This is a genomic window from Sulfurimonas sp. NW15 (genome assembly GCF_051132285.1).
Taxonomy (GTDB): domain Bacteria; phylum Campylobacterota; class Campylobacteria; order Campylobacterales; family Sulfurimonadaceae; genus Sulfurimonas; species Sulfurimonas hydrogeniphila.
Map to the genome: position 1 here is coordinate 1084681 of NZ_CP093237.1, position 21967 is coordinate 1106647.

Here is a 21967-nt window from a genome sequence, read left to right on the forward strand (position 1 = left end):
TTTTTTGATATAATTATTAACGACTATAGACAACTACACTTTGGAGCTCAAGATGCTAAAAAAACTTTTCACCTATCAAAACAGATTAAAAAGAGCACATACTATTACTTACAAAAGGTATCTTTACAGTGAGATAAATTTTGATGATAAAATGGTTGCGGTTTTTGGCGCACGAGGTGTTGGTAAGACTACACTACTATTTCAGTACCTTAAAGAGCTAGAAGAAGAGAACAAAAAAGCACTTTATATCTCTATGGACTATCCATTTCTCTCAGGTGTTGATCTTATTGAAATAGTTGAAGAATTTGTAGAGGATGGAGGAGAGTATCTCCTTCTTGATGAGATACATAGATATAATGATTTTAGTTCGTACTTAAAAAGTATTTATGATCTTTATGAAATAAAAGTAATTTTTACAGGGAGTAGTGCTACATCCATTTTAAATGCCAAAAGTGATCTAAGCAGGCGTGTAACACTCTATAATCTCAATGGATTTTCCTTTAGAGAATATCTTGAGATTAAATATAAAACTACTTATGAGGCAACAACAGTAGAAGATATTATAAAAAATCATATAGATATGAGTAAATTTATTCTCCGCAGTAATAGTGATATTCTCAATGATTTTAAGGCATACCTTAAAACAGGTTATTATCCTTTTTATTTTGATAAGCAGACATCTTATTATCAGAATTTACTTAATACAATCAACTTAACTATAGACATAGATTTAACCTCTTTGGGTTTAATAGAACAAAAATATACCTATAAACTCAAAAAGCTTTTGGAGGTTGTTTGCGAAAGTAAGTCATTTGAAGTAAACTACACAAAAATTGCTGCTGCAGCAGAGATTAGCAGAGCAAAACTTTATGATTATATTGAGTTTTTAAACGATGGACAGATGCTAATTCTTGTAGATGAATATGTGAAGGGAATTAAAAAAACAAATAAGCCAGCCAAGATTTATCTTAACAATACAAATTTACTTTTTGCTTATTGTGATAATTGTGAATTAGGTACAATTAGAGAGACTTTTTTTGCAAATCAAGTTTCATTAAAAAATCGTCTTAACATTGCAAAACAGGGTGATTTTTTAGTTGATGCAAAGTATCTCTTTGAAATAGGTAGTAAAAGTAAAACTTTTAAGCAGATTAAAGATATTTCTGAGAGTTTTGTGCTGGCAGATGATACTGGGATAGGCAGTGGGAATAAAATACCCCTTTGGTTGTTTGGGTTTTTGTATTGATGAAATAATTTATAATTTTTTAAAGGATATTTGAAGATGAGTGAATTTAAATATCCAAATAGCTGAAATCCCAATCATCTTTAGCCTTGATTTTGTATATATTTTTATATTGTTTCAGGACTAGCTTCAGAAGTTTATTTTATAAGTTGCAATTAATTGAGTGTAAAAATCTTTTTGATTTAATCTCCAATTGGTTATAATCTTCTTAAAATATTGCACTTGATATTAGAATTGGCGAAGAAATTTTTGAGATGTATTTAAAAGGTAAAATAGTCTACTAGGAAAAGGAGAACTTTGTCATGAATGAATTAATGCAGTTTTTAAAAGATGATACCAGAAGATTATTAGAGATTACTCAAACAACATGGATAAAGAGAGTTTATACTGAAAATGGAATTCTTTTTGAGTGGGAAAATGCTAAAAAAGATAAAGGAGCTACACTCAATACTTATGATAAAAAATCAGATGTACTAGAGTGGTACGAACAACTATGAGTATAACTTTTTCAAAAAAAGAAAAAGAAGCAACAAAAGCACTCTTTGAAAAAGCCAAAGAGAATGATTACAGTCGTTTAATAGATCGTATTAGAAATACAGAACTAAAAGACCCTACGGATGTTTGGAAATTAAGAGATATGTTAAATCTCGCAGCAAAAGAGTTTGACGCTAAATATGATTACAGATACTCCATTATGCTAGATAATTTTATAACTTTTCTCTTAGAAGATCTTATTTCTCTAAAAGACTTAGAGTTTCTTTCAAGTGAAAAATTTCAATATATACAAAACAATCTACAAACAATTGAGCAATTTAGAGATGATAATAGGAGAGAGAAAAATGAACAAGTTTGATATACAAAAAATTATTAGTTCATTAAGAGAGAAAAATTTGGGTGGTCTTGTAGTTAAAGAAGAGTTTACAAATATAGATAAGAAAGAGTTGCAAGTACCAATTCTTGATCAAATGGATACTTTTTTAAATGGTATAGATGAGAAGGGTTTAAAATTAACTACCAAAGGAAAGTTTCCGACAGCTTTGGTACAAGAGATTAGTTTGGTTAATCCATCTTATGAGGATCAAAGATTTTTAAAGTTCATTAAACGCTTTATTGAAGATGAATCGATAAGTGCACAAAGAGCTAGAGTTTTAGCAAAAAATCTAAAACTTATAAAAACTTCTAAAAACAGACTCTTTCTTACCCCAAAGGCAAAAGCATATCAAGCACTTAAAGCGAGTGAAAAGTTTATTGTTCTGTTTGATAGCTTTTTATCACTTAATCTTGGCTACTTTGATGGGATGGATAATTTTGATTTGTTAAATGAGTTAGCACCGCTTTACCTGAATGCTATTGCGCAAGAGAAAAAAGAATATCGCAGTACTGCAAGCTATAATGATCTTTTTTTTAGTAAATATCCTCAATTAGAGATGTCAGTACTCCTAGAACTTTTAAAAAGTACAAACATCAGACTTCAAGATGGTGAGCTTTTAGATTCTCAAGAGATGATGCAAAAAGTTACAAAAAGAGAACTTGTCCATTATGTTGAGATTCGATTGTTTAAACGATTCTTCGCACTCTTTGGGTTACTTGAAGAGAGAGGAGATAGATTTAACAAAGAGAAAAAAGAATCTGAACCATACGAAGCACAAAAATCTTCCCTCTTAGAGAAATTTCTTAAGATAGAGGAACTTGCAAATACAGATCATCTTCTTACCAAAAAATTGGTACATACACTCAAAAAAGATATTCAAGACAAAAATCTAGATATAAACACTCTATTTCATGATTTTGTATATCTTATGAGCACTTTAGCAAACCATCCATTTCCACCAACATCTCTTGTAGTAGAAGATATTATAAAACAAAAGATGATAATAGGCACACAGGCTGAAAACCAAACAAAACTTTATACAACACTCTATGAAGGTTTAAAAACTGCTGTATTACTTTTTACCCAATATGCAACCGCTTCACACAAAGAACAACTTATGAAGCAGTTTCAAGAGTTTATCGAAGCAGTAACTCTTTTAGTAGATAGCAATAAAAAGCCATTTTTAATCTATAAAGAGTTTGAGGCTATTCCCCTCTTTTTATTAGAGCTTCTCTCCAAAGAGTATGGTGTAGATATCACAAAGGGTAATCCGGATGAAATAATTGAGCAACATTTCAATAAAGAGGTTGCTGAGGATATTGAGATGGTTTTTGGGCATTTGAGTGCGCTACAAAAAGAGTCTAAAAAACTCAAACGCACTACAAAAGATTTTAAACAACTAATTCAAGATACTGTCCGCTCTTATATCTTGGCAATTTTTTCACTCTACACTTACAAACTTGAAAACGCAATGATGCAAAATGATGAAAAACTACCAACTCCAAAAAATGATGGATTTTCAGAGAAGATATTTGAGTTTAAAATAACACTACTGGGTATTGATAATCCTACGATATATAGAACTATCCAAGTACCAAGTAATTTTACTTTTTATGATCTACACCTCGTTATACAAAACGCTTTTAACTGGGATGATGCACATCTTTTTGAATTTATAATCAAGAAAAAACTCATAGCAGATCATGAGGATGAGTTTGGGGAGGAAAATATTTTATCGGCAAGAGATATTCTTCTTGAAGATGAGTTTAAAAGAAAATCTCAAAAAGCTATTTATATCTATGATTTTGGAGATCATTGGGAACATGAGATAGTATTGAAAAAAAGTTTTCCACCAGAAGCAGGGCAGCAGTATCCTGCCTGTATCGATGCGCAGGGAAATACACCACCTGAAGATGTTGGTGGCGTATGGGGGTTTGAGGATTTTAAAAAGACAATGAGTGACAAAAATCATCCTGAATATTTAGAGATGAAAGAGTGGTATGATAGAGATTATGATCCAAATGAGTGCAGTATTGATCTAATCAACACAAAATTATAAACCATTAGTGTTTTGGATGATAATATGTATCATCCAAACATATTATGATAAAATACTTGTAAAGAGTGTCAAATAAGGTTGCAAAATGATACAAATAAAATTAAAAACATACTTTATTGAAGCAAATAAACATATTGCACTTATCATTGAATCTTTAGATGTTTTAACTCCATTATTGCCTGTAAAAGATTATGCAGAACTCAATCAACTCCAGAGATTTGCCTTAAATGCTCTTATTTTTCGCTTCTCAAAACTTCAAGATCTACTAGGTGCTAAAGTTTTTAGAACATATCTTGAGTATAATGGTTTTAATACACAGGGTATTAGTTATTTCGAGATACTCAGGGAAATAGAAAAGGAGGGTATTGTTGATATTGATACTTGGGGAGAGTTGCGAGAGCTTAGAAATAAAATAGCTCATAACTATCCAGAAGAATTAGATGAAATGGTAGAAAGTATCAATCTTTTTATAAATAGAAGTACAGTATTGGTAAATATAGCACAAAAAATGGAGCGAAGTTTTTATGAGATTGAACGAAAAAGAGATTAGTATTATAAAAGATACTATTTTTAATGAATTTGGCAATGCTCAAGTTTACCTTTTTGGAAGCAGACTAGATGATAGTAAAAGAGGTGGAGATATTGATTTGTTTATTATCTCAAATGAACATAATCTTTTAGAAAAGAAACTAAAAACTCTTGCCAAATTAAAAAGGGTTTTACATAAACCTGTAGACATAGTTTTACATAAAAATTTTGATAGGATTATAGAACAAGAAGCATTACGAGGGATAGGGATTTGATTATTTTCTGTATAAAAGTAGCAAAGATGCAATTATCTTTAAAGATTACATTAACCCAAATTGCTAGTTAAAATAGGGTTTGAAAATTGCTTTATCCATAAGAAAATCTCCTGGCAGAGGAATTCTTATGGAAGAGAATATAATAACAATATTTTGTTTAGTAGATGATTTATTACGAGTAATAGGGGGTGATATGCACCTACAATATAAAGAATCTAAGTAACAAGATGATAAACTTTATGTATGAGATTGTATATAAGAAAAAATATAATATGGCTTGATTTTGTAGTTAATAGTAGGCGATATAGAAGAAGTACAAAGCTTGAAGATACTCCTGCAAATAGAAAGCTTGTACAGAGAGATATAGCACCGCAAATTCAAGCAGCAATAGCAAAGGGTGAGTTTGATCCTGAAAAAAAGAAAATAGTACCTACAATTAAAGAATTTGGCTATAAATCACTTGAATTACATAGACATGAAAGAGAGCAAGAAGTAACGAGGGCTTATAAACTTAATTTTGAAAAACATATACTTCCTGATTTTGGAAATAGATTATTATCTCAAATTACTCCAACTGATTTACGAGAGTGGCAAAATAAAATTGTTGATAAAACAAGTGCATCATCTTTAAAAAAATATAGGAATATTTTTAGGCAAATTTTTGTAGATGCTTTAGAAGAGGAGTATATTAAAAAAAATCCATTTGATAATATTAAAATACCAAAAGCAGAATATAAAGAGATCACTCCTTTTAGTAAAGATGAGATAGAAAAGATTATTAAAACTGCAAGTGTAAAAATGAGGAATTTTTTTATCATTTCTATTTTTACTGGTATGAGAACGGGAGAATTGATAGCTTTAAAGTGGGATGATATAGATTATGATAGAAATGAGATAAGAATTTATAAAACACAAAATAGAGGTAGAGCAAAAGGTCACACAAAAACAAAATCATCAAACAGAACTATTGATATGCTTCCAATTGTTGAGGATTACTTAAAAGAACAATATACAATCAGTAACAGAAAATACTTAGAAAGTAAGTATGGGGATAGAGATGATTTTAAATTTACAAATCATGTTTTTCTTAATAACAAAGGGAAACCTTATTACTCAAGTGATGTATTGAATTTATCTTTAAAAAAGATTCTTAAAGTGTGTGATATATCTGAGCGGACACTTTATAATACTAGGCATACTTTTGCAAGTTTAATGCTAACAAATAATGAAAGTATCATGTGGGTGTCACAAATGCTTGGACATAAAACAGCAAATATTACTTTTGAAAAATATGCAAGATTTATAAAAGAAGATGTAAAAAATCGTGCAAAATTCATCCAAAAATGGCACATATTTGGCACACAAGATAATCCAACATGGCTTAAATCCCAAAAATAAGGAGTAAAATATGCAATTAAGAGTCTATTACGAAGATACAGACACAGGTGGTGTCGTGTATCATGCAAATTATTTAAATTTTTGCGAACGGGCACGGAGTGAGACTTTTTTTTCCAAAGGTATGACCCCAGTTTTGGAAAACGGGCATTTTGTGGCCCGTAAAGTTACCGCAGATTTTTATAAAAGTGCTAAACTTGGTGATATGCTTGAGATATATACAAAACTTGTTACAATGAAAGCAGCTTCCTTTACACTGAGTCAGGAAATTTATAAAGAAAATGAAAAAATATTTGAATTGGAAATTCTTTTGGTATATATTGATTTTGATGGGAAAGTACAGAAATTAGATAATGAAAGCAAAGAACTCATTCTCTCTTTATTTTAGGAAATTATATGAAAAGTATAGATAAAAATGTAGTATATATAGGCTGGGTCAGTTTTTTTACAGATATGTCATCAAACATGGTTACTACTCTTTTACCTGTTTTTGTCGTCTATGTTTTGAATGAAGGGGTTGATAAGCTTGGAATTATTATCGCTATTGCAACATTTATATCCTATGCTTTTCGAATTCTTTTTGGATATTTAAGTGATAAATATCAAATAGTGAAACCGTTTCTTGTTGCAGGGTATCTTTTATCGACTGTTTCTAAACCATTGTTGGGTTTTTCACACAGTTTTATAAGTGTCGCATTATTGCAGGGGGTCGAAAGAATGGGTAAAGCCATACGAAGTGCTTCAAAAGACTCGCTTATCAGCAGTTATGTTAAAAACAATGCGCATGGCAGAACTTTTGGTTTTCATAAAATGCTCGATATTGCCGGAGAATTGAGTGGAGCATTTTTAATTTTTGTCATTTTTATGTTTATTGCGCAAGATGAAAAATCAATAAGATTCATTTTTGAACTGACGATCATACCAGGGTTGATTGCGGTTGCCATAGTAGTCTTTCTTGTAAAAGATGCACCAAAAAAGATAAAAAAAGATAAGCAGGTTATTAACAAGGAGGATTATAAGTTACTTCCGGTCCTGTTTATCTATTTCGGATTTTTGTTTTTTATCATGAGTGACCAGTTTTTTATTTTAAAGGCGAGAAATGAGGGTTTTTCTTTGGCAACTATTCCGCTTCTTGTAATGATGCTGACGGCTGTACAGACTCTTATGAGTTATTATGGCGGAGTTTTAAGTGACAAGATAGGTGTTATCAGGGTGTTGTTGCTTTCTTTTGTTTTTGGTATTGTCTCTATATCTATGTTAAATATAAATCTATGGCTGGCATTTGCTTTTTTGGGTCTATTTACTGTTTTTAGTTTAAATGCTACCCGTGCCTACATTTCTGAATATGCAAATTCCAAAGGATTTGTTTACGGTATTTTTTATGGCGGCATTGCTGTTTTTAGTGCTTTGGGAGCAATTGTTATAGGGTATATTTGGAAAAATTACGGTTTTGAAAATGCAGTGATAGTAAGTGAAGGAGGCATGGGAGTAATGTTCTTGACACTACTCGTCTGGAATATATTTGAAAAATCTCGATATTCCAGGGCGTAAAAGTTCTATATCATACATCATTTGATTGTCCAGAAGGTTGATATTGTATTCTCTTTCTTCACCGGTGATTTGTGCATAAAAGTAATCTATTCCGACAGTTGTAGTGTAGTTAATCCAGTCATACACAATGTCATTTCCCAACAGTGAATTTGTCTCAATCAAAATATTATTATCTTTGGTTATAGAATTTGCTACAATCATGTTTTTTCTGTCATTGTACTGCGTCATAGAGAGCAGCAATGGGTCATAATTGATCTGTGTTGAGAGGATGTTTGTAGCATTTACATCGTAAAGTGTCAGTTGTGATAATATCATTCCTGTTTTAATGATTGGGGTATTGACAAAAAATGAAGCATTGACAATGTCTTTATTTTCTTTTAAATATCTTTCAAGATTGGTTGTTCTTCGTGAAATAAAATAGGTAAATACTTTTTTTTCTTCTGAAAGATTGACATCTTCGTTATAAACACTGATTTCATCATTATAATACATAGTATCGTTTATATCAGCGCAAGGGTGCAAAAACTCGTCTTCTTGATAAAATGCCAACTTTCTGCCTGTTTGTGACTTGTCAGAAAAAATAACCAGAGGTGAAACTGCTTCATGAAGTAGCATTTTGCTTTGCTGTTTGTAGTCAATACCTCCAAAAACAAGAGAAGAGGAGACAGTATGAACATCTTTTTTATTCATAGTAGGAAAATATATATTTACATTTGGATCAATCTCAATAATGTTGTTTACTCCCTGTGCTGTAAGCGGTGCTATGACATACTCAAATCCATCTGATTCTATTTGCGTCAGAGCTTCTTGCAAATCTGATCTGTTTTCTGTCGAAATTTTGTAGCTTTTGAGCATAAAAGAGTTACTTTTTGTCATCAGATAGGCAAAAGCCGCATTTGTGGTGGTGGATGCGTATTTTCCTATTTTCTTGTAAGGCAGGAGCAGGGCTATTTTTAATTTCATGCCGGCGTTTGATGCGCCAAGATTGAGTACGGCAATGTTAATAATGCGCGCCTCATCCAACTCTTTGTCTGTCAGTTTCTTGTTTGCATGGGAGAGAAAAGAGAATATCTGTCCGTTTTGTAAAAGCTCTTTCATACATTTGTCGTTACATGTATAAGGGTCAAGGTCCTGAATATATATCTTTGGAATAGGAATATTGGATATCATAAAACTTTGTGCAAAAATGATACAGGGCGCAAGCAGAAATAGTAGTTTTTTCATAGGCAACTCTTTATGGTTTTTAGATCATTTAATGTGATTTTTTTCAACTCGGGGTTTCTCAAAAGATACTGGGGATGATAAACAGGGATGAGTTTATACTCTTTGTAGTCTATAACATGCCCTTTTACATTTTTAAAATTCACATCACCTGTCAGGTGAGTATAGGCATCTTCTCCAAGTGTTACAATGACCTTTGGCTTTATAAAATCCAGCTGAGAAAACAGATAATTTTTACAGGAATTGAATTCGGAGGCAGAAGGCTTGTTTGATTGCAGGGGTTTGCATTTGACAGCATGTGTTATAAAAACATCTTCTATACTGAGATGTACAACTTTTTCTATCATATTTTTTAATGTTTCTCCGGATCGGCCTGTATAGTATGCATTTGCACGGTCCTGTGCCTGTGAAACACTGAAATCTATTATAAACAAGCTTGCATTCCGGTTTCCGTATCCGCTCATGCTTTGCGTTCTTGATTTGCTCAAATCACACAGATGACATGAGGATATATTTTGAGACAGAGCCGCTAATGTTGTTGGCGTTTCATAGTTTGTTTTATCATTTATATTAAAGTGTTCTATATACTCAAAACCGATAGCTTTTAAGCGGTACAGGTTTTGAAGTAAAACAAGATTTTGATAGGATTTCAATACTGCCACCATTTCTGAAAATATGACAAGAGTATAGTCAAACTGCGGTTAAATTCTACTTTATGGATTAAAAATATGTTATTATACATATGAAACACAGGTATAAAGGCAAAGACAGTATGAATAGTGATACTTTTGAAGTTGAAAATTTTACATTAAGTTCATCCGCTGAAGTTCCAGATGTAATATATGAAATTGGGCTTTTGGCGAAACATAAAGTATTGATTCATATCCTCTCATATATACACAATACTGTATTGGTTCAAACTCTAGTACGAGAGATCAATAAGGCAGTACCGGATGCAAAAATAGTACTTTTAAAGCATGATGACAAGCAAAAAACTTCTGTTGTGGTTTTTACGATAGATACGGATGATACAGAGCATATAAGTGATGAAGTGCTCAAAGAGCTTTATAAAGACCATTCAAGCAAAAATTTGAGTATTCAAGAGTACAGGAGAGAACTTTTTAAACGTTATTTTACAGACCACCTGACTAATCTTCCAAACTTGTATCAACTTCGCAAAGACCTGGAAAACTGTGAGCAGTGCGGTTTGATTCTCTTGAAAATTGATAATTTTCAGACAATCAATAATTTTTACGGATTTGTAGTTGGCGATTATGTTTTGGAATATGTCGGAAAATACTTAAAAAAAGTCCTTTCGCCAAATCAGGTTTATCGTCTTTCAGGTGCAGAATTTGCCATTTCACTGGATGAAAATCTTGGTTTTTATCATTTAAAGAGTTATCTGAGTGAACTTTACGAAAAGATAAAAAACATAAAAGTCACTTATCAGGAAACACAAATTTTTGTTGATTTTACTTTGGCATCGTCATCAGACAGAATAAACAATAATATTTTTTCCAAAGTTTCCATGGCCTTGATGTATGCAAAGAAAAAGGGTGTTCCCTTTTGGATTTATGAAGACAAAATGCATTTTGAAGATGAATATCGGCGTAATTTACAACTCTCTTCAATTGTTCGCGAAGCGGTGCAAAATGACAAAATCATTCCATATTTTCAGGCAATTCGTGACAACAAAACGAAAGAAATTACAAAATACGAGTGCCTGGCAAGACTCGTAGATATGAACGGAAAGATTCTTTCTCCTTTGTTGTTTATTCCTATTGCTAAAAATATTAAAATTTATAATGAAGTGACAAAAAAAATAATCAACAAATCCTTTGCTGTTTTTGAAAAGAATGAGTTTGAATTCAGTATTAACCTTTCCATAGAAGACATCATGAGCAGCGAAATATTTAATTTTATCCTGAATAAACTGAAAAACTCTCACGCAGCTTCAAGGGTAACATTTGAGCTTTTGGAATCAGAAGCCGTGCAGGATTTTAAAAGGGTAGACAGGTTTGTCAGTGAAGTTGTCAGGTATGGCGCGAAAATAGCGATAGATGATTTTGGAAGCGGCTACTCCAATTTTTCATATATAACAAAAATTGATGCAGATTATATAAAAATCGACGGTTCACTTATAGAAAATATTGATGTGGATGAGGCTTCAAAAATTGTTGTCGATACAATTGTTCAGTTTGCTAAAAAACTGGGAATAAAAACAATAGCAGAATATGTGCATTCAAGTGTTGTTATGGACAGAGTGTGTGAATTGGGTATAGACTATTCACAAGGATTTTATATAGATGAACCATCTGTGAAATTAAATTTATAATAACAGGCAGTATGTTTGAAGTCAACTAAATATATTTCAATAGACAAAGATATCATAAAAGAAAATGCAGTATTTGAGTTTAATCTTTTTATTCCTTCAGAGAAAGAAAAAAAGATGCACTATTTTAAACATGCAGGCACTTTGGTGACTGCAGAGGATGTAGAAAAGCTTAAAGATATCAACGCTGTTTATATCAATGAAAAAGAGCGGGCATATTATCTCAGATATTACAACCAAAGAGTTGCGCATGCTCAAAAAAAATACATAAACTTTGAAGAAAAAGCAGCTAAAATATATCATAAAGCGACTGTTATCCTTCATACTCTGTTTTCAAATCCGGAAGATCTCGAGACTTATAAAACATCCAAACATGTGATATATGAGCTTGTGGAAACTGTTGCAGATAAGAATTTTTCTATTGACTCTATTATAAATATAGCTGAACATCAGTATACAATAATGACACACTCTATTAATGTCTGCATTTACGCATTAAATCTTGGCACTTACTTGAAATTTTCCAAAGAAATGCTTGAGGCATTGGGAGAAGCGGCACTCTTGCACGATATCGGAAAAAGTAAAATCAATCCTGAAATTGTTGAAAAAAAAGGACGCTTGACAGAAATAGAATTTACTGAAATGAAAAAGTACCCGATGTTTGGCTATGCCATCGGATTAAAACTGGGAATAAAAAACAAAGATATTCTCATGGGTATCAAGTATCATCAGGAAAGAATGGACGGTTCAGGGTATCCTGCAGGACTCAATGGAGAAAATATTCCTTATATAGCAAGAATTATAGCTGTATGTGATGTTTTTGATGCGTTAACGAGCAGAAGATCCTATAAAGAAGCAATGGGAGTCTTTGAAGCATTGTTGTTGATGAAAACGAAAATGAGTAAACAGCTGGATGTGAAGATTTTAAATAAAATGATAGAAATGCTCAGATAGAATTAAAAATTCTATCTGAAGAATTTAAGTTATTCTGTAACTTCTACGATTTCAGGCGTACTTTCCCAGATGCCGTGCTTAGTACAGTAACCATGTGCTACAAGAGTAAGTTTTTTCTTCATCGGTCTGATGTTGAAAGTTACTTCAGCATGAGATTTTTCATTTCCTAAAGTTCCAGGAACAAAAGTAGCCGTTGCCAATTTAGTGTCACCGTCATAAAGAGTGATAGACTCGATGTAGTGATCGAAATCATCCGGGTGAGTATATTCGTTACCCATTTTTACGTTTACTGCAAGCATTTCGCCTTTTTTAGCAACACCAGGTACGGTAATGAATGGTGAGTGACGGTCAATTAAATCTTTCTTTGCTTCTCTTTCTACTGTGTCAATGTCAACGTATTTGTTAATCTTTGGCATATTAAATTCCTTGTGTTAATTTATTTAACGTTATTGTATCTATAAAATCTTTAGCATTATCATAAATCAGAGCATATTTATCTTGTCTAAGTTTATACTAAGATTATTTGTTTTTTTTAACACTCTTTTTAACTCGGATTCTATTTTAAATAAAGATCATACTGAGTAAAAGTACAAAACCGACAAGTGAAACTGTCAATGAAAGATAAAAATAGATGTTTTTGTCGGTATCTATTTCTCCTTTTTCCAGATGTGTGATCCATGTGAGGTAGTATTTATAGGTGTATCCAGCCAGAAGCATGCCGCATATCGTGATAAATATACCCAGATAATTGTAAAAGGCAATATGTGTCAACTGCGGTATGGTATCATGTTTTTTTCCTGTTAGCTCGACAGATATAATATGCAGAAACAGTTCAAATTTTTCAATAATAAAACCGAGAATAATAAGGGAGATAGAGGTTCCGATAAGTGCGGTAGTCGCTCTTTCTACTGCCATTAAGTCTTTCGGGTCGATAGAAGATTTTTTTTCTTGCATACTTATATTTCCTAACTGAAATTTATTTAAGACATATGTGAACCATTTTAAGAGTTTTTAACCAATAAAGAGATAAAATCGCGTTAATTAATACATAAAGAGTCTAAATATGTTAAAACCATTACTAATTGAAATCGGTGTTGAAGAGCTTCCTGCGGTTCCTCTTTTAAAAGAGATGAAGAATATTGAAAAAAAATATGCCGATATTTTAGAAAAATATGCTCTCTTGAGTGAATTTGAATTTTATTATACGCCTCGCCGTTTGGTAATGTGGCACAGAGAATTTCCAATGCAGCAGGCTGACAGTGTAGAAGAATTTTTTGGTGCGCCTTTGGCAGTTGCCTACAAAGATGGCGTCCCTACCAAAGCAGCTGAGGGATTTGCCCGTAAATGCGGAGTTTCACTAGACGAACTCAGTACGGCAGAAAAAGGCGGTAAAGAGGTACTTTACTATAAAAAAGATGTTGCAGGAAAACCTTCGGCGGAACTCTTGCCAGAGATTATACATGCATGGCTCAAGTCGCTTGATTTTGGCAAATCTATGCGATGGGGCAGTTTGCATGAGAGTTTTATTCGTCCTGTACGATGGATAAATGTGCAACTGGATGATACGCTTGTTCCTATGCACATGTATGGCATCGATGCTGCCAAAACTACACGTGTTCACCGTATAGCAAATTTTAATCCTGTAGAAATAACAGGGACAAAAGAGTATTTTGAAACACTCAAAAATGGTGGTGTGACACTTTTTCAACAGACAAGAGAAGAAAAAATACTTGCCGACATTAAAACAATTGAAGATGAGAACAGTGTCAATGTTGAGATAGATGAAGATCTTTTTGCGGAAGTGGTTGCTATTACGGAAAATCCGACGGCGTTGTTAGGCTCGTTTGATGAAGCATTTTTACGATTGCCTCCTGAGGTTATTATCACTTCTATGAAAGAGCATCAGCGTTATTTTCCTGTATTCAAAGAGGGCAGACTTATCAATAAGTTTGTAGTTGTCTCCAATGCCCTGACAGATGATTTTTCTGAAGTAATAGCCGGAAATGAGCGTGTGCTTCGTCCTCGTTTGGCAGATGCGCTTTTCTTTTATGAAAATGACTTGAAAAACGGTTTGAGTACAAAAGGACTGGAAAAAGTTGCCTTTTTTAAAGGCTTGGGCAGTGTTGCGGACAAAATAAAGCGTGAAGAAAAAATTGCCAGTGCTTTATATGATATGTATCAGCCTGATGTAAAAAAAGAGGATTTGCAAAGAGCTATAGAGCTTGCAAAGGCCGATCTGATGAGTGAAATGGTGTATGAGTTTACAGAACTTCAGGGATTGATGGGCTACTACTATGCAAAAGAAGCAGGCGAAAACGAGGCTGTTGCCTTGGCTGTAAAAGAGCAGTATCTGCCTGAGGGTGAAGAGAGCGAACTCCCTTCTGCGCCTTTGAGTGCCATAGTGGCGATGAGCATCAAGCTTGATACACTGCTTGGACTTTTTTCTGTCAATGAAATCCCGACAGGTTCTCGAGACCCTTTTGCCTTGCGTCGTGCAGTCAACGGCATTATCCGTATTGTCAATGAGTACGGTTTTGAATTTGACATTGTTAAGACTTTAAAAGAGTTGTCCGCAAATTATGATGCAATTGATTTGGAAAAACTTGAAAACTTCATTATAGAGCGCATCAGAAGATACTATAAAGTCAATCCGTCTATTATTGAAGCGGTTTTAGCCTCCGGTGAGAGAGAACTCCTGGCACTCGGTAAAAAAATAGAAGCACTCAATACTTTGGTCAATTCGGAAGGTTTTGATGAAGTCTCATCTACTTTTAAACGTGTGGCAAATATCACGAAAGATATTGACCTAAATGCTGATTTACATGTAGATGAAAGCCTGTTTGAAGAAGAAGCTGAAAAAATACTATACAAAAGATACAAAGAAGTGATATCAAAAACTTATGAAAGCTATGAAGAAGAGTTGGATGCACTCCTTGGGCTTAAACCTGAATTGGATGCATTTTTTGACAATGTTATGGTCAATGCAGAAGATGAAAAGCTGAAAAACAACCGTAAAGCATTGGTCGCATCCATCTATAAAAGTATTCTGAAGATTGCCGACATTAAAGAAGTAAGTATATAATTCATTATATTAAAAACTTTTTGTAGTCGAACTTGGTGTGCAAAGCATATACCTGCTGTCTATGTGAAAAGTAAAACAATTGTATGATAAAATAGAGAACCAAGAACAAGGAAGTTAAAATGTCAATATTAAATCTCAAGACTATGACAACATCGCAAAAGTTTATGGCAATGGAAGAGCTTTGGGAAGATATGAGCAAAAACATAAATGATGAATCTCTGACACCACAGTGGCACAAAGCTGTATTACATGAAAGAGAAAAGCAAATTGTAAGTGGCGAAGTAGTATTTGAGAACTTTGATGATGCTAAACAAGATTTATTAAAAAAATTCTCATAAATGAATATACAAATATTAACTTCCGCGAAGATTGATATTTCTAGTGGTGCTGACTTTTATGAGTGCCAATCACAGGGATTGGGACAGTACTTTTTAAATACAATTTTTTCAGATATAGAATCATTGCGAATATATTGCGGAGTTCATATCAAAATTGAAAATTACTACCGTCTTTTATCAAAACGTTTCCCATATGCAATTTATTATAAATATGATAACAAAACAATCTATATTTATGCAGTTTTGGACACAAGAAGCAACCCTGTCTATGTTAATGAAAGACTTTCTTAAATGCTTTACAAAGAAAATACTCTGATAAAAAAAGGAGAAATCCCAGAGAAAGTTTTTCAAGAGACTGCAAAATATAAGCTTTTAGATGGATTTACATGTATGATATAGCCATTATCGGAGCCGGTATAAACGGCTGCTCTGTGGCGTATGAATTTATAAAAGAGGGTAAGCGTGTGCTTCTTTTGGACAAAGAAGGCATAGCAAGTGGAGGAAGCGGTGCTGCAGGTGCTTTTATATCTCCAAAATTTTCCAAAGCCGGCGAGCTTAAAGAGCTGCTTCAAGAAGCCTTTGTCTACTCTTATGATTTTTACGATAAAAATTTCCCTTTAACCTTCACAAAAGCACAGCTTGTTCACATTGCAAAAGAGGAAGCGGATGATGCAGGCTTGGATGTATATAAACAAAGTGCACCGCTGCCACTGCAAAACATTCCGCTTGATTTATACTCGCAATTGAGTGCAGAGGCAAAAAAAAGAGAGAGTGTTTCTATAGATGCCGGTGTCGTCGATGCCCAAAAAGTATGCAGTGATATGTCCTGCGGAGCGACATTTGTTCAAGAAAAAGCAGAGACACTGGTGTTTGATGATGAGTATTGGGTCATCAATGAAAGTTACAGCGCCAAAAATGTTGTGTTGGCAACAGGAGCATATGATATGCTCATTAAAGAGCCATACATCAAACTCCGTGGTGTTTGGGGACATCGCATAGATGTCACAACAACAACGCAAAACTGCTGTTCTGTGCATCAGCATGTCTCTATCTCCCCTTCAAAGAATGGAAAAATAGCCATAGGTGCCACACATAATGTGCATTATCATCCCGAAAAAAATCAAGAAGCGTACAACGCTGAGCAGGGCAGAGCAGAGCTGTTGAAAAAAGCTTCACAAACTATGCAGTTGGAAAATGTGAAAGTCATAAAAGATTATACGGGACTGCGTTCGGGTTCTTTTGATTATCTGCCGATAATCGGTTCTTTGGTACTTTCAAGCGAAACACTGCTTACATGTAAAGGCTCTTTGCATACGAAAAAGCCTGATTATTCAGAGTATGTCTATTATCCAAACCTTTTTATGATAAACGGAAGTGGAGGTTACGGTTTTGTCTTGGCACCGTATCTGGCAAAAATACTGACAGAGCATATACTGCACGGAAAAAATATCAGTGAGAGAATCAGCCCGGCAAGGTTTTTTGCGCGTTGGGCTAAAAAGAGATAATCAGAGAGATTAGATTTTTACGCGTTGCGGCGGGAGCGTTTTGAAAATTGCTTTGACTGCATTGGCACGGACCTCTCTTGCTTTTCCGCCGGCAAAAGGTGAAAGATAGTAGGCCCTCTCTATACACTCGTCCGGGTCATAATTGTTGTCATACATAAAGACCACGTTTTTATCGAGTTTGTTTACATGTAAAGAGAGTGCTCTGGCATAGGCGATGATGGCTTTGTGGTGTCTGTCGTATTTGTTTCCTATACCGAAAAAGACAAATTTTCCGCTGAGTCTGATGTTCGGTATATCAATATAGTTCAGCTGCTTGTCATATCGTGTAAGCTGAGAAGAGGTGATTTTGTCCAGGTCAGCATCAAACTCTTCCAAAATCGGCGTCGGTTCGATGTTTTCCCTGTTATAATTAAACAGATATCTGATCTGGACAAGCTTGCCTTTGTAGTGTTCTTTAAAGCCTGCGTTTAAAACATAGTCTTTTGGACTTTCATTCAGAGGGACAAATTCATCATACTTGTCAAATCCTTCTTCTTGCAAAAAACGGCTCATTTTATAACCGACCGGACTGACTTCAGGGTTATACAAAAAAACAGTTCCTGCGACAGTTTTGCGTTTTTTCTTAAGCATGTTTTCTAAATCATCAACGGTGATTTTTTCCTCTTCGTTCTCATTGATATACATATACTGTTCGACTAAATAGTCCATATCAAAGTTTGTTGAAAATTTTCCAAATACTTGCATTTATTATCCTCTGGCACTTATTAGGCGAATTATACTATAATTCTTTTCATGATTTATATAGCTTTTTTAATTTTCACTTTTTTAATATTACTGTTTGCTTTTTATCAATGGCAATATTTTATGATTTTTCGTCCTACATATATAAAAGAGAGGCGTTTGTGCCAAGACTGCTCCCTTTTAAGTGCGAAAATGGATGACGGTATAGAACTTGAGGGTGCTGTGTATGAGCCGAAAAATCCGAAAAGTACCCTGCTTATGTTTGTAGGTCGGAGTCATGACGGTGTGGCCCTTCTCAACAGGCTATCTCAGGTTTATCCAAAGTCACGAATAGTAGTCTTTAACTATCGTGGTTACGGTAAAAGTGAAGGTGTGGCAAATGAGAAAAATATTTTGCAAGACAGTCTGAAAATTGCAGAGTTGGTGCAGAAAAACTATGGTGATTTTTATCTTTTGGGCTACTCTTTAGGTTCAAGTGTTGCTGCGTATGTTGCTTCAAAACATAAGGTATCAGCACTCTTTTTGATAGGGGCCTTTGACTCCATAGGACAGCTTTTACGCCAAAAATATTCTAAAATTTCTTATATGGCAAAGCTTTTACGGTATAAGTTCAAAACGATGCACTATATTGAAAATGTAAAAGCCGATACTTATTTGTTTGTGAGTCGGGATGATGAACTTATTCCTTTGCAAAATTCCAGAAATTTAAAAAAGCATATAAAAAATTTAGTGCATTATGAAGAGTTCAAAGGACTTTCGCATACGGAACTGTTTTGGGATCCGCGTGTTACAAATAAAATCAATGAAGTTATCACATGAGTGCAGGTTTGTATCTGAAAAAATTTCTAACATTTTTTGTAGAACCGCTTGGCTTGATTGTTACACTGTTGGCTGTCGGGCTTTACATGTTACATGTAAAGAAGATTCGTTTTGCAAAAATACTGTTTTTTTCGGGCCTGTTTTTACTGTTACTTTTCTCCTATCCGCCTTTTGCAAACTTTTTGGTACAGAATCTGGAAAACCAGTACCCAAAATTTGATTATAAACAGCAGGTTAAATATATACATGTACTCGGCAACGGACATAATACGGATCCGTCTCAGCCACTCTCTTCCCAAATCAGCAGTACCGGCACAAAAAGAGTTTTAGAAGGAATACTCATACATAAAAAGATGCCGGAATCAAAATTGATTTTTACAGGATACGAGGGAGATACAAATACAACAAATGCAGCGATGAATGCAAAACTGGCACATGCTTTGGGTGTGGCATATAAAGATATGATTATAAACGGCAAACCGGCCGATACAAAAGAAGAAGCAATTTTCACCAAAACACTTGTCACAGATAAGCCTTTTGTACTGGTAACCTCTGCCACACATATGCCACGGGCTATGCTGCTTTTTCGCTCACTCGGTATGCATCCCATAGCTGCACCGACAAATTATTACAAAAGTGAGTTCAGAGGGTATCTGCAGGTTCCCAAACCTGTTTATTTTTATATTTCAAGTATAGCAGTTCATGAATACCTGGGGATACTCTGGGCAAAAAGGAGTTTTTTCTGAATTGGTATTTTAGTGCCTCAAGAGTGACAAGGAAATAGCAACAGTCGGCACTGAAGTACCGATTCCAAGAGAGTGTGCAGTTCTTCGGAATCCGTGCTTCAGTACGGGCAAGAATGGCATAAAAGCAAAAAAAAACAGTCGGCACTCAAATTCGGAACCCGTACTTCAGTGCGGGCTTTGCGTCTTTCAAGATAAAAGAACTTATAAAAGTTTTTTCATCAACTCAATATGATAACTCTCCTGATAATTGATAAAATCAAAAAACCTGGCAAGCTCTTCATCTTTGATAGCATCACTTAACTCTTTGCACATAATTTTTGCAGCCTCTTCTTCGGCAATGCCGTCTTTGACAAACTCTTCCAAATCTTTGACAACATAGGTCATAGTGTGCAATTCTCTCGGAAGTGCTAAAATGCCTAATTTCGCCATCATGTTGCCAAATGACTTGAGATGAAAGTGTGACTCGTCAACCAAATCTTGAAAAACATTAAAATGCAGTACGTTTCTGGTTCGTGCCTGCATGTAGGCATAGACTAAGATAAGCTCATACTCTTTGTACGACTCTTCAAACAAAAAGAGTGTCAATGCATCAATTTGCTCCTGAGAAAGGTTTTTGTCTCCCCATTTACGCTGCATATTAAATGCGGTAACCTCTTGATTGTTTTTCTCATCTTTTAAAATTTGAGAAAGATACTCTAAGAGATAGGCGTCATCCGTTTTGATGCGTTCACCTAAAATGTTTTGTGGATAAAATGGCTGAATCTCTTCTATTTGTTCTTTGAGCGCTGTAATGACTTCAAAAACTGTATTACGCTTATACAAGAGCATATCTCTGTCGTAATTATAATCCTCTCCTGTTTCCAAAGCCTCTTCGCCAAGCCATTTCATATGTCGAAAGGCAATTTGTGAAAAATCATACAAACGGGACTTGATTGTTTCATCGTTTATGGCAAATGAGGCAAAAAGTACAGCAAGCCAGAGTTCATGTTTTTTTTGATATGTTTTATTTATCTTCATCATCATCCTTTTTTGTTGCAGTTGTTTCGCAGCTCTCTTTCATTTTAAACAGATGCAGTTCTTCATCTGCGCCGTTCTTTCTGTTTTCAAAATTTTGAAGTGATGCCAAAAAGGCACTAAAAACAATCTCTGCACAGATAAGTTGCTGTGCTGAGAGTTTTCCCAGTTTTTCATGTATTTTTTCGACAGCAGTATTTGCGTAGTCCAAATCATTCTCTTTTATCATCTGCGTAAACATCGATCCGATAACTACGGTATCCTGACATCCGTTTGTTGCAAATTTTACATCTTTTATGATGTTGTCATCAAGTTTTGTATAAAAGATGACATACTCTTTTGTTTTTTCATCCAGAGCCACACCCACTCCGTCGGCATCATCCAGTTTTCCGTAATTTTTCGGATTCATCAGGTGTTCCAGGACTTCAGGGTTCAAGCCTTCTGGCATTTTTACATTTTCAAACATTTGTTTTCTCTTTTGAAATATTTATAATTTTTATAAGTGTAGCAAGAAAAGCATAAATTTACTCTTGAAATTCAATTTCTTCCATAACTTTTTCGGTAAAAAGGTAATCGCTCTTTTTGGCAATTTCATGACATTGGATGCAGGATTTGATCTTGCCTTCAAACCAGACATCTGTTCCTGTCTTGTCATAGACTCCGTACCACCAGTCACTGTTTTTTGTATCATACCCTTTATGCATTTTAACCATCACAACAAGACGTGCCAAATAGCTTCGTCTACTGTTTTTTTTATACAAAGGTTTTAAAATTACAGAGCCCTCGGGAAAGAACGACTGTTGTTCGATATACGGTTTTGTCGCAATCTCATTGGTATAAATATCGACTGCCGCATGGTGGTCATGTGAGTGCAGGAGTGCTTTGTTGATTTTATGCAGTTCTCTCCATTTAGGAAAAATAAAATCCTGCGATGCATCATTTTTAGTATGCGCCGCAAAAATATTTGCAGTTATGAGCAGAAGGAGCAGGAATAGATTATTCATCTTCCAAAGGTTCAAAAACATCTTTGGGTTCGCCGCAGTCCGGACATACCCAATCCTTAGGCAAATTTTCGAAGGGTGTGCCTGCAGGTATGCCATTCTCTTCATCACCCGCTTCAGGATCATAAATATAATTACATACGGTACATCTGTATTTTTGCATGAAATATCCTTCATATATAAAAATCAGTTATATCATATCATAAAAAGAGTCAATACAGAATTATGTCCTCTTAACAATGAGTTAATACGAAAGTGTTAGAATTAGCTATATTTTTTACAAGGTCTGGAT

General features: G+C 34.2%; 25 protein-coding genes. 16 read left to right on the forward strand and 9 right to left on the reverse strand.

The genetic code is table 11. From position 1 onward, the window contains the following. Positions 1 to 52 precede the first annotated feature (52 nt). The 9 genes from MLC52_RS05480 to MLC52_RS05520 all read left to right on the forward strand — a co-directional run bounded on the left by MLC52_RS05480 (position 53) and on the right by MLC52_RS05520 (position 7922). Positions 53 to 1246 carry an ATP-binding protein gene (locus MLC52_RS05480; protein WP_434581565.1) on the forward strand — a complete coding sequence of 398 codons (1194 nt, stop codon included), beginning with the start codon at positions 53 to 55 and terminating at the stop codon, positions 1244 to 1246. A 299-nt stretch (positions 1247 to 1545) separates the two neighbouring features. Beyond that, positions 1546 to 1740, forward strand: coding sequence for a hypothetical protein (locus tag MLC52_RS05485; RefSeq protein ID WP_434581566.1), 195 nt, complete (start codon positions 1546 to 1548; stop codon positions 1738 to 1740). After that, the gene (locus MLC52_RS05490; RefSeq protein ID WP_434581567.1) at positions 1737 to 2096 is read left to right on the forward strand and encodes a hypothetical protein; all 360 of its coding nucleotides are present in this window, start codon (positions 1737 to 1739) and stop codon (positions 2094 to 2096) included. The genes MLC52_RS05485 and MLC52_RS05490 overlap by 4 nt, the downstream gene beginning before the upstream one ends. Beyond that, on the forward strand, positions 2083 to 4173 hold the full coding sequence (locus MLC52_RS05495) for a plasmid pRiA4b ORF-3 family protein (RefSeq protein ID WP_434581568.1): 2091 nt from the start codon (positions 2083 to 2085) through the stop codon (positions 4171 to 4173). The genes MLC52_RS05490 and MLC52_RS05495 overlap by 14 nt, the downstream gene beginning before the upstream one ends. 85 nt (positions 4174 to 4258) lie before the next feature. Continuing rightward, complete coding sequence (locus tag MLC52_RS05500) at positions 4259 to 4723, forward strand: Cthe_2314 family HEPN domain-containing protein (RefSeq protein ID WP_434581569.1); 465 nt, start codon at positions 4259 to 4261, stop codon at positions 4721 to 4723. Continuing rightward, entirely contained in the window at positions 4698 to 4976 is a 279-nt protein-coding gene (locus tag MLC52_RS05505) for a nucleotidyltransferase domain-containing protein (protein ID WP_434581570.1), read from the forward strand. The genes MLC52_RS05500 and MLC52_RS05505 overlap by 26 nt, the downstream gene beginning before the upstream one ends. A 243-nt stretch (positions 4977 to 5219) precedes the next feature. Continuing rightward, a complete protein-coding gene (locus tag MLC52_RS05510) occupies positions 5220 to 6374 on the forward strand; it encodes a tyrosine-type recombinase/integrase (RefSeq protein WP_434581571.1) in 1155 nt (384 codons plus the stop codon). A 10-nt stretch (positions 6375 to 6384) separates the two neighbouring features. Beyond that, positions 6385 to 6759: a YbgC/FadM family acyl-CoA thioesterase gene (locus MLC52_RS05515; RefSeq protein ID WP_434581572.1), complete on the forward strand. Its 375-nt coding sequence runs from the start codon at positions 6385 to 6387 to the stop codon at positions 6757 to 6759. Positions 6760 to 6767: 8 nt separating this feature from the next. After that, complete coding sequence (locus tag MLC52_RS05520) at positions 6768 to 7922, forward strand: MFS transporter (protein ID WP_151900457.1); 1155 nt, start codon at positions 6768 to 6770, stop codon at positions 7920 to 7922. Here MLC52_RS05520 and MLC52_RS05525 read toward each other — a convergent pair. Both MLC52_RS05525 and MLC52_RS05530 read right to left on the reverse strand, forming a co-directional pair. Beyond that, positions 7875 to 9146, reverse strand: a complete 1272-nt coding sequence (locus MLC52_RS05525) for a hypothetical protein (protein ID WP_434581573.1) — start codon at positions 9144 to 9146, stop codon at positions 7875 to 7877. The two genes, MLC52_RS05520 and MLC52_RS05525, sit on opposite strands and share 48 nt — an antisense overlap. Further along, positions 9143 to 9805, reverse strand: a complete 663-nt coding sequence (locus MLC52_RS05530; protein ID WP_434581623.1) for a uracil-DNA glycosylase — start codon at positions 9803 to 9805, stop codon at positions 9143 to 9145. Before MLC52_RS05530 ends, MLC52_RS05525 begins: the two co-directional genes overlap by 4 nt. An 80-nt stretch (positions 9806 to 9885) precedes the next feature. Between MLC52_RS05530 and MLC52_RS05535 the strand changes: the two genes are divergently transcribed. Both MLC52_RS05535 and MLC52_RS05540 read left to right on the forward strand, forming a co-directional pair. Continuing rightward, positions 9886 to 11478, forward strand: a complete 1593-nt coding sequence (locus MLC52_RS05535) for an EAL domain-containing protein (RefSeq protein WP_230973233.1) — start codon at positions 9886 to 9888, stop codon at positions 11476 to 11478. 15 nt (positions 11479 to 11493) lie between these two features. Beyond that, positions 11494 to 12429: an HD-GYP domain-containing protein gene (locus tag MLC52_RS05540; RefSeq protein ID WP_418641331.1), complete on the forward strand. Its 936-nt coding sequence runs from the start codon at positions 11494 to 11496 to the stop codon at positions 12427 to 12429. 29 nt (positions 12430 to 12458) lie between these two features. Here MLC52_RS05540 and MLC52_RS05545 read toward each other — a convergent pair whose 3' ends face one another. Beyond that, positions 12459 to 12845, reverse strand: coding sequence for a class II SORL domain-containing protein (locus MLC52_RS05545; protein WP_151900453.1), 387 nt, complete (start codon positions 12843 to 12845; stop codon positions 12459 to 12461). A 145-nt stretch (positions 12846 to 12990) separates the two neighbouring features. Further along, a complete protein-coding gene (locus MLC52_RS05550) occupies positions 12991 to 13383 on the reverse strand; it encodes a YidH family protein (RefSeq protein ID WP_346388682.1) in 393 nt (130 codons plus the stop codon). A 109-nt stretch (positions 13384 to 13492) separates the two neighbouring features. Between MLC52_RS05550 and glyS the strand changes: the two genes are divergently transcribed. The 3 genes from glyS (at position 13493) to MLC52_RS05565 (ending at position 17354) form a co-directional block, all read left to right on the forward strand. After that, positions 13493 to 15511, forward strand: a complete 2019-nt coding sequence (glyS, locus tag MLC52_RS05555) for a glycine--tRNA ligase subunit beta (protein ID WP_434581574.1) — start codon at positions 13493 to 13495, stop codon at positions 15509 to 15511. 119 nt (positions 15512 to 15630) lie between these two features. Continuing rightward, a complete protein-coding gene (locus MLC52_RS05560; RefSeq protein WP_434581575.1) occupies positions 15631 to 15849 on the forward strand; it encodes an addiction module protein in 219 nt (72 codons plus the stop codon). A gap of 386 nt (positions 15850 to 16235) precedes the next feature. Then, the gene (locus MLC52_RS05565; RefSeq protein WP_434581576.1) at positions 16236 to 17354 is read left to right on the forward strand and encodes an NAD(P)/FAD-dependent oxidoreductase; all 1119 of its coding nucleotides are present in this window, start codon (positions 16236 to 16238) and stop codon (positions 17352 to 17354) included. A gap of 9 nt (positions 17355 to 17363) precedes the next feature. Here MLC52_RS05565 and MLC52_RS05570 read toward each other — a convergent pair whose 3' ends face one another. Continuing rightward, positions 17364 to 18098, reverse strand: coding sequence for a hypothetical protein (locus MLC52_RS05570; protein ID WP_434581577.1), 735 nt, complete (start codon positions 18096 to 18098; stop codon positions 17364 to 17366). Positions 18099 to 18218: 120 nt separating this feature from the next. Here MLC52_RS05570 and MLC52_RS05575 point away from each other — a divergent pair, with 120 nt between their 5' ends. Both MLC52_RS05575 and MLC52_RS05580 read left to right on the forward strand, forming a co-directional pair. Further along, positions 18219 to 18914, forward strand: coding sequence for an alpha/beta hydrolase (locus tag MLC52_RS05575; protein ID WP_434581578.1), 696 nt, complete (start codon positions 18219 to 18221; stop codon positions 18912 to 18914). Next, positions 18911 to 19660 carry an ElyC/SanA/YdcF family protein gene (locus MLC52_RS05580; protein WP_434581579.1) on the forward strand — a complete coding sequence of 250 codons (750 nt, stop codon included), beginning with the start codon at positions 18911 to 18913 and terminating at the stop codon, positions 19658 to 19660. The genes MLC52_RS05575 and MLC52_RS05580 overlap by 4 nt, the downstream gene beginning before the upstream one ends. A 201-nt stretch (positions 19661 to 19861) precedes the next feature. Here the strand turns inward: MLC52_RS05580 and MLC52_RS05585 are convergent, their stop codons facing one another. The 4 genes from MLC52_RS05585 to rd are packed head-to-tail and all read right to left on the reverse strand — an operon-like array spanning position 19862 to position 21838. Continuing rightward, positions 19862 to 20677, reverse strand: a complete 816-nt coding sequence (locus MLC52_RS05585) for an iron-binding protein (protein WP_434581580.1) — start codon at positions 20675 to 20677, stop codon at positions 19862 to 19864. After that, positions 20664 to 21140 carry an iron-sulfur cluster assembly scaffold protein gene (locus MLC52_RS05590; RefSeq protein WP_434581581.1) on the reverse strand — a complete coding sequence of 159 codons (477 nt, stop codon included), beginning with the start codon at positions 21138 to 21140 and terminating at the stop codon, positions 20664 to 20666. Before MLC52_RS05590 ends, MLC52_RS05585 begins: the two co-directional genes overlap by 14 nt. Before the next feature lie 58 nt (positions 21141 to 21198). Beyond that, positions 21199 to 21678 carry a cytochrome P460 family protein gene (locus MLC52_RS05595; protein WP_418641338.1) on the reverse strand — a complete coding sequence of 160 codons (480 nt, stop codon included), beginning with the start codon at positions 21676 to 21678 and terminating at the stop codon, positions 21199 to 21201. Beyond that, on the reverse strand, positions 21671 to 21838 hold the full coding sequence (rd, locus tag MLC52_RS05600) for a rubredoxin (protein ID WP_418641339.1): 168 nt from the start codon (positions 21836 to 21838) through the stop codon (positions 21671 to 21673). The genes MLC52_RS05595 and rd overlap by 8 nt, the downstream gene beginning before the upstream one ends. Between the last annotated feature and the right edge of the window lie 129 nt (positions 21839 to 21967).

Excerpts from the sequence above, each read along its gene's own strand:
- MLC52_RS05495 (WP_434581568.1), top strand. The coding sequence starts at position 2,083 with ATGAACAAGTTTGATATACAAAAAATTATTAGTTCATTAAGAGAGAAA.
- MLC52_RS05545 (WP_151900453.1), bottom strand. The coding sequence starts at position 12,845 with ATGCCAAAGATTAACAAATACGTTGACATTGACACAGTAGAAAGAGAA.
- MLC52_RS05525 (WP_434581573.1), bottom strand. The coding sequence starts at position 9,146 with ATGAAAAAACTACTATTTCTGCTTGCGCCCTGTATCATTTTTGCACAA.
- MLC52_RS05510 (WP_434581571.1), top strand. The coding sequence starts at position 5,220 with ATGAGATTGTATATAAGAAAAAATATAATATGGCTTGATTTTGTAGTT.
- MLC52_RS05595 (WP_418641338.1), bottom strand. The coding sequence starts at position 21,678 with ATGAATAATCTATTCCTGCTCCTTCTGCTCATAACTGCAAATATTTTT.
- MLC52_RS05575 (WP_434581578.1), top strand. The coding sequence starts at position 18,219 with ATGATTTTTCGTCCTACATATATAAAAGAGAGGCGTTTGTGCCAAGAC.
- MLC52_RS05570 (WP_434581577.1), bottom strand. The coding sequence starts at position 18,098 with ATGCAAGTATTTGGAAAATTTTCAACAAACTTTGATATGGACTATTTA.
- MLC52_RS05550 (WP_346388682.1), bottom strand. The coding sequence starts at position 13,383 with ATGCAAGAAAAAAAATCTTCTATCGACCCGAAAGACTTAATGGCAGTA.
- MLC52_RS05535 (WP_230973233.1), top strand. The coding sequence starts at position 9,886 with ATGAAACACAGGTATAAAGGCAAAGACAGTATGAATAGTGATACTTTT.
- MLC52_RS05490 (WP_434581567.1), top strand. The coding sequence starts at position 1,737 with ATGAGTATAACTTTTTCAAAAAAAGAAAAAGAAGCAACAAAAGCACTC.
- MLC52_RS05565 (WP_434581576.1), top strand. The coding sequence starts at position 16,236 with ATGTATGATATAGCCATTATCGGAGCCGGTATAAACGGCTGCTCTGTG.
- MLC52_RS05505 (WP_434581570.1), top strand. The coding sequence starts at position 4,698 with ATGAGATTGAACGAAAAAGAGATTAGTATTATAAAAGATACTATTTTT.
- rd (WP_418641339.1), bottom strand. The coding sequence starts at position 21,838 with ATGCAAAAATACAGATGTACCGTATGTAATTATATTTATGATCCTGAA.
- MLC52_RS05485 (WP_434581566.1), top strand. The coding sequence starts at position 1,546 with ATGAATGAATTAATGCAGTTTTTAAAAGATGATACCAGAAGATTATTA.
- MLC52_RS05515 (WP_434581572.1), top strand. The coding sequence starts at position 6,385 with ATGCAATTAAGAGTCTATTACGAAGATACAGACACAGGTGGTGTCGTG.
- MLC52_RS05585 (WP_434581580.1), bottom strand. The coding sequence starts at position 20,677 with ATGAAGATAAATAAAACATATCAAAAAAAACATGAACTCTGGCTTGCT.
- MLC52_RS05480 (WP_434581565.1), top strand. The coding sequence starts at position 53 with ATGCTAAAAAAACTTTTCACCTATCAAAACAGATTAAAAAGAGCACAT.
- MLC52_RS05520 (WP_151900457.1), top strand. The coding sequence starts at position 6,768 with ATGAAAAGTATAGATAAAAATGTAGTATATATAGGCTGGGTCAGTTTT.
- MLC52_RS05580 (WP_434581579.1), top strand. The coding sequence starts at position 18,911 with ATGAGTGCAGGTTTGTATCTGAAAAAATTTCTAACATTTTTTGTAGAA.
- MLC52_RS05500 (WP_434581569.1), top strand. The coding sequence starts at position 4,259 with ATGATACAAATAAAATTAAAAACATACTTTATTGAAGCAAATAAACAT.
- glyS (WP_434581574.1), top strand. The coding sequence starts at position 13,493 with ATGTTAAAACCATTACTAATTGAAATCGGTGTTGAAGAGCTTCCTGCG.
- MLC52_RS05560 (WP_434581575.1), top strand. The coding sequence starts at position 15,631 with ATGTCAATATTAAATCTCAAGACTATGACAACATCGCAAAAGTTTATG.
- MLC52_RS05590 (WP_434581581.1), bottom strand. The coding sequence starts at position 21,140 with ATGTTTGAAAATGTAAAAATGCCAGAAGGCTTGAACCCTGAAGTCCTG.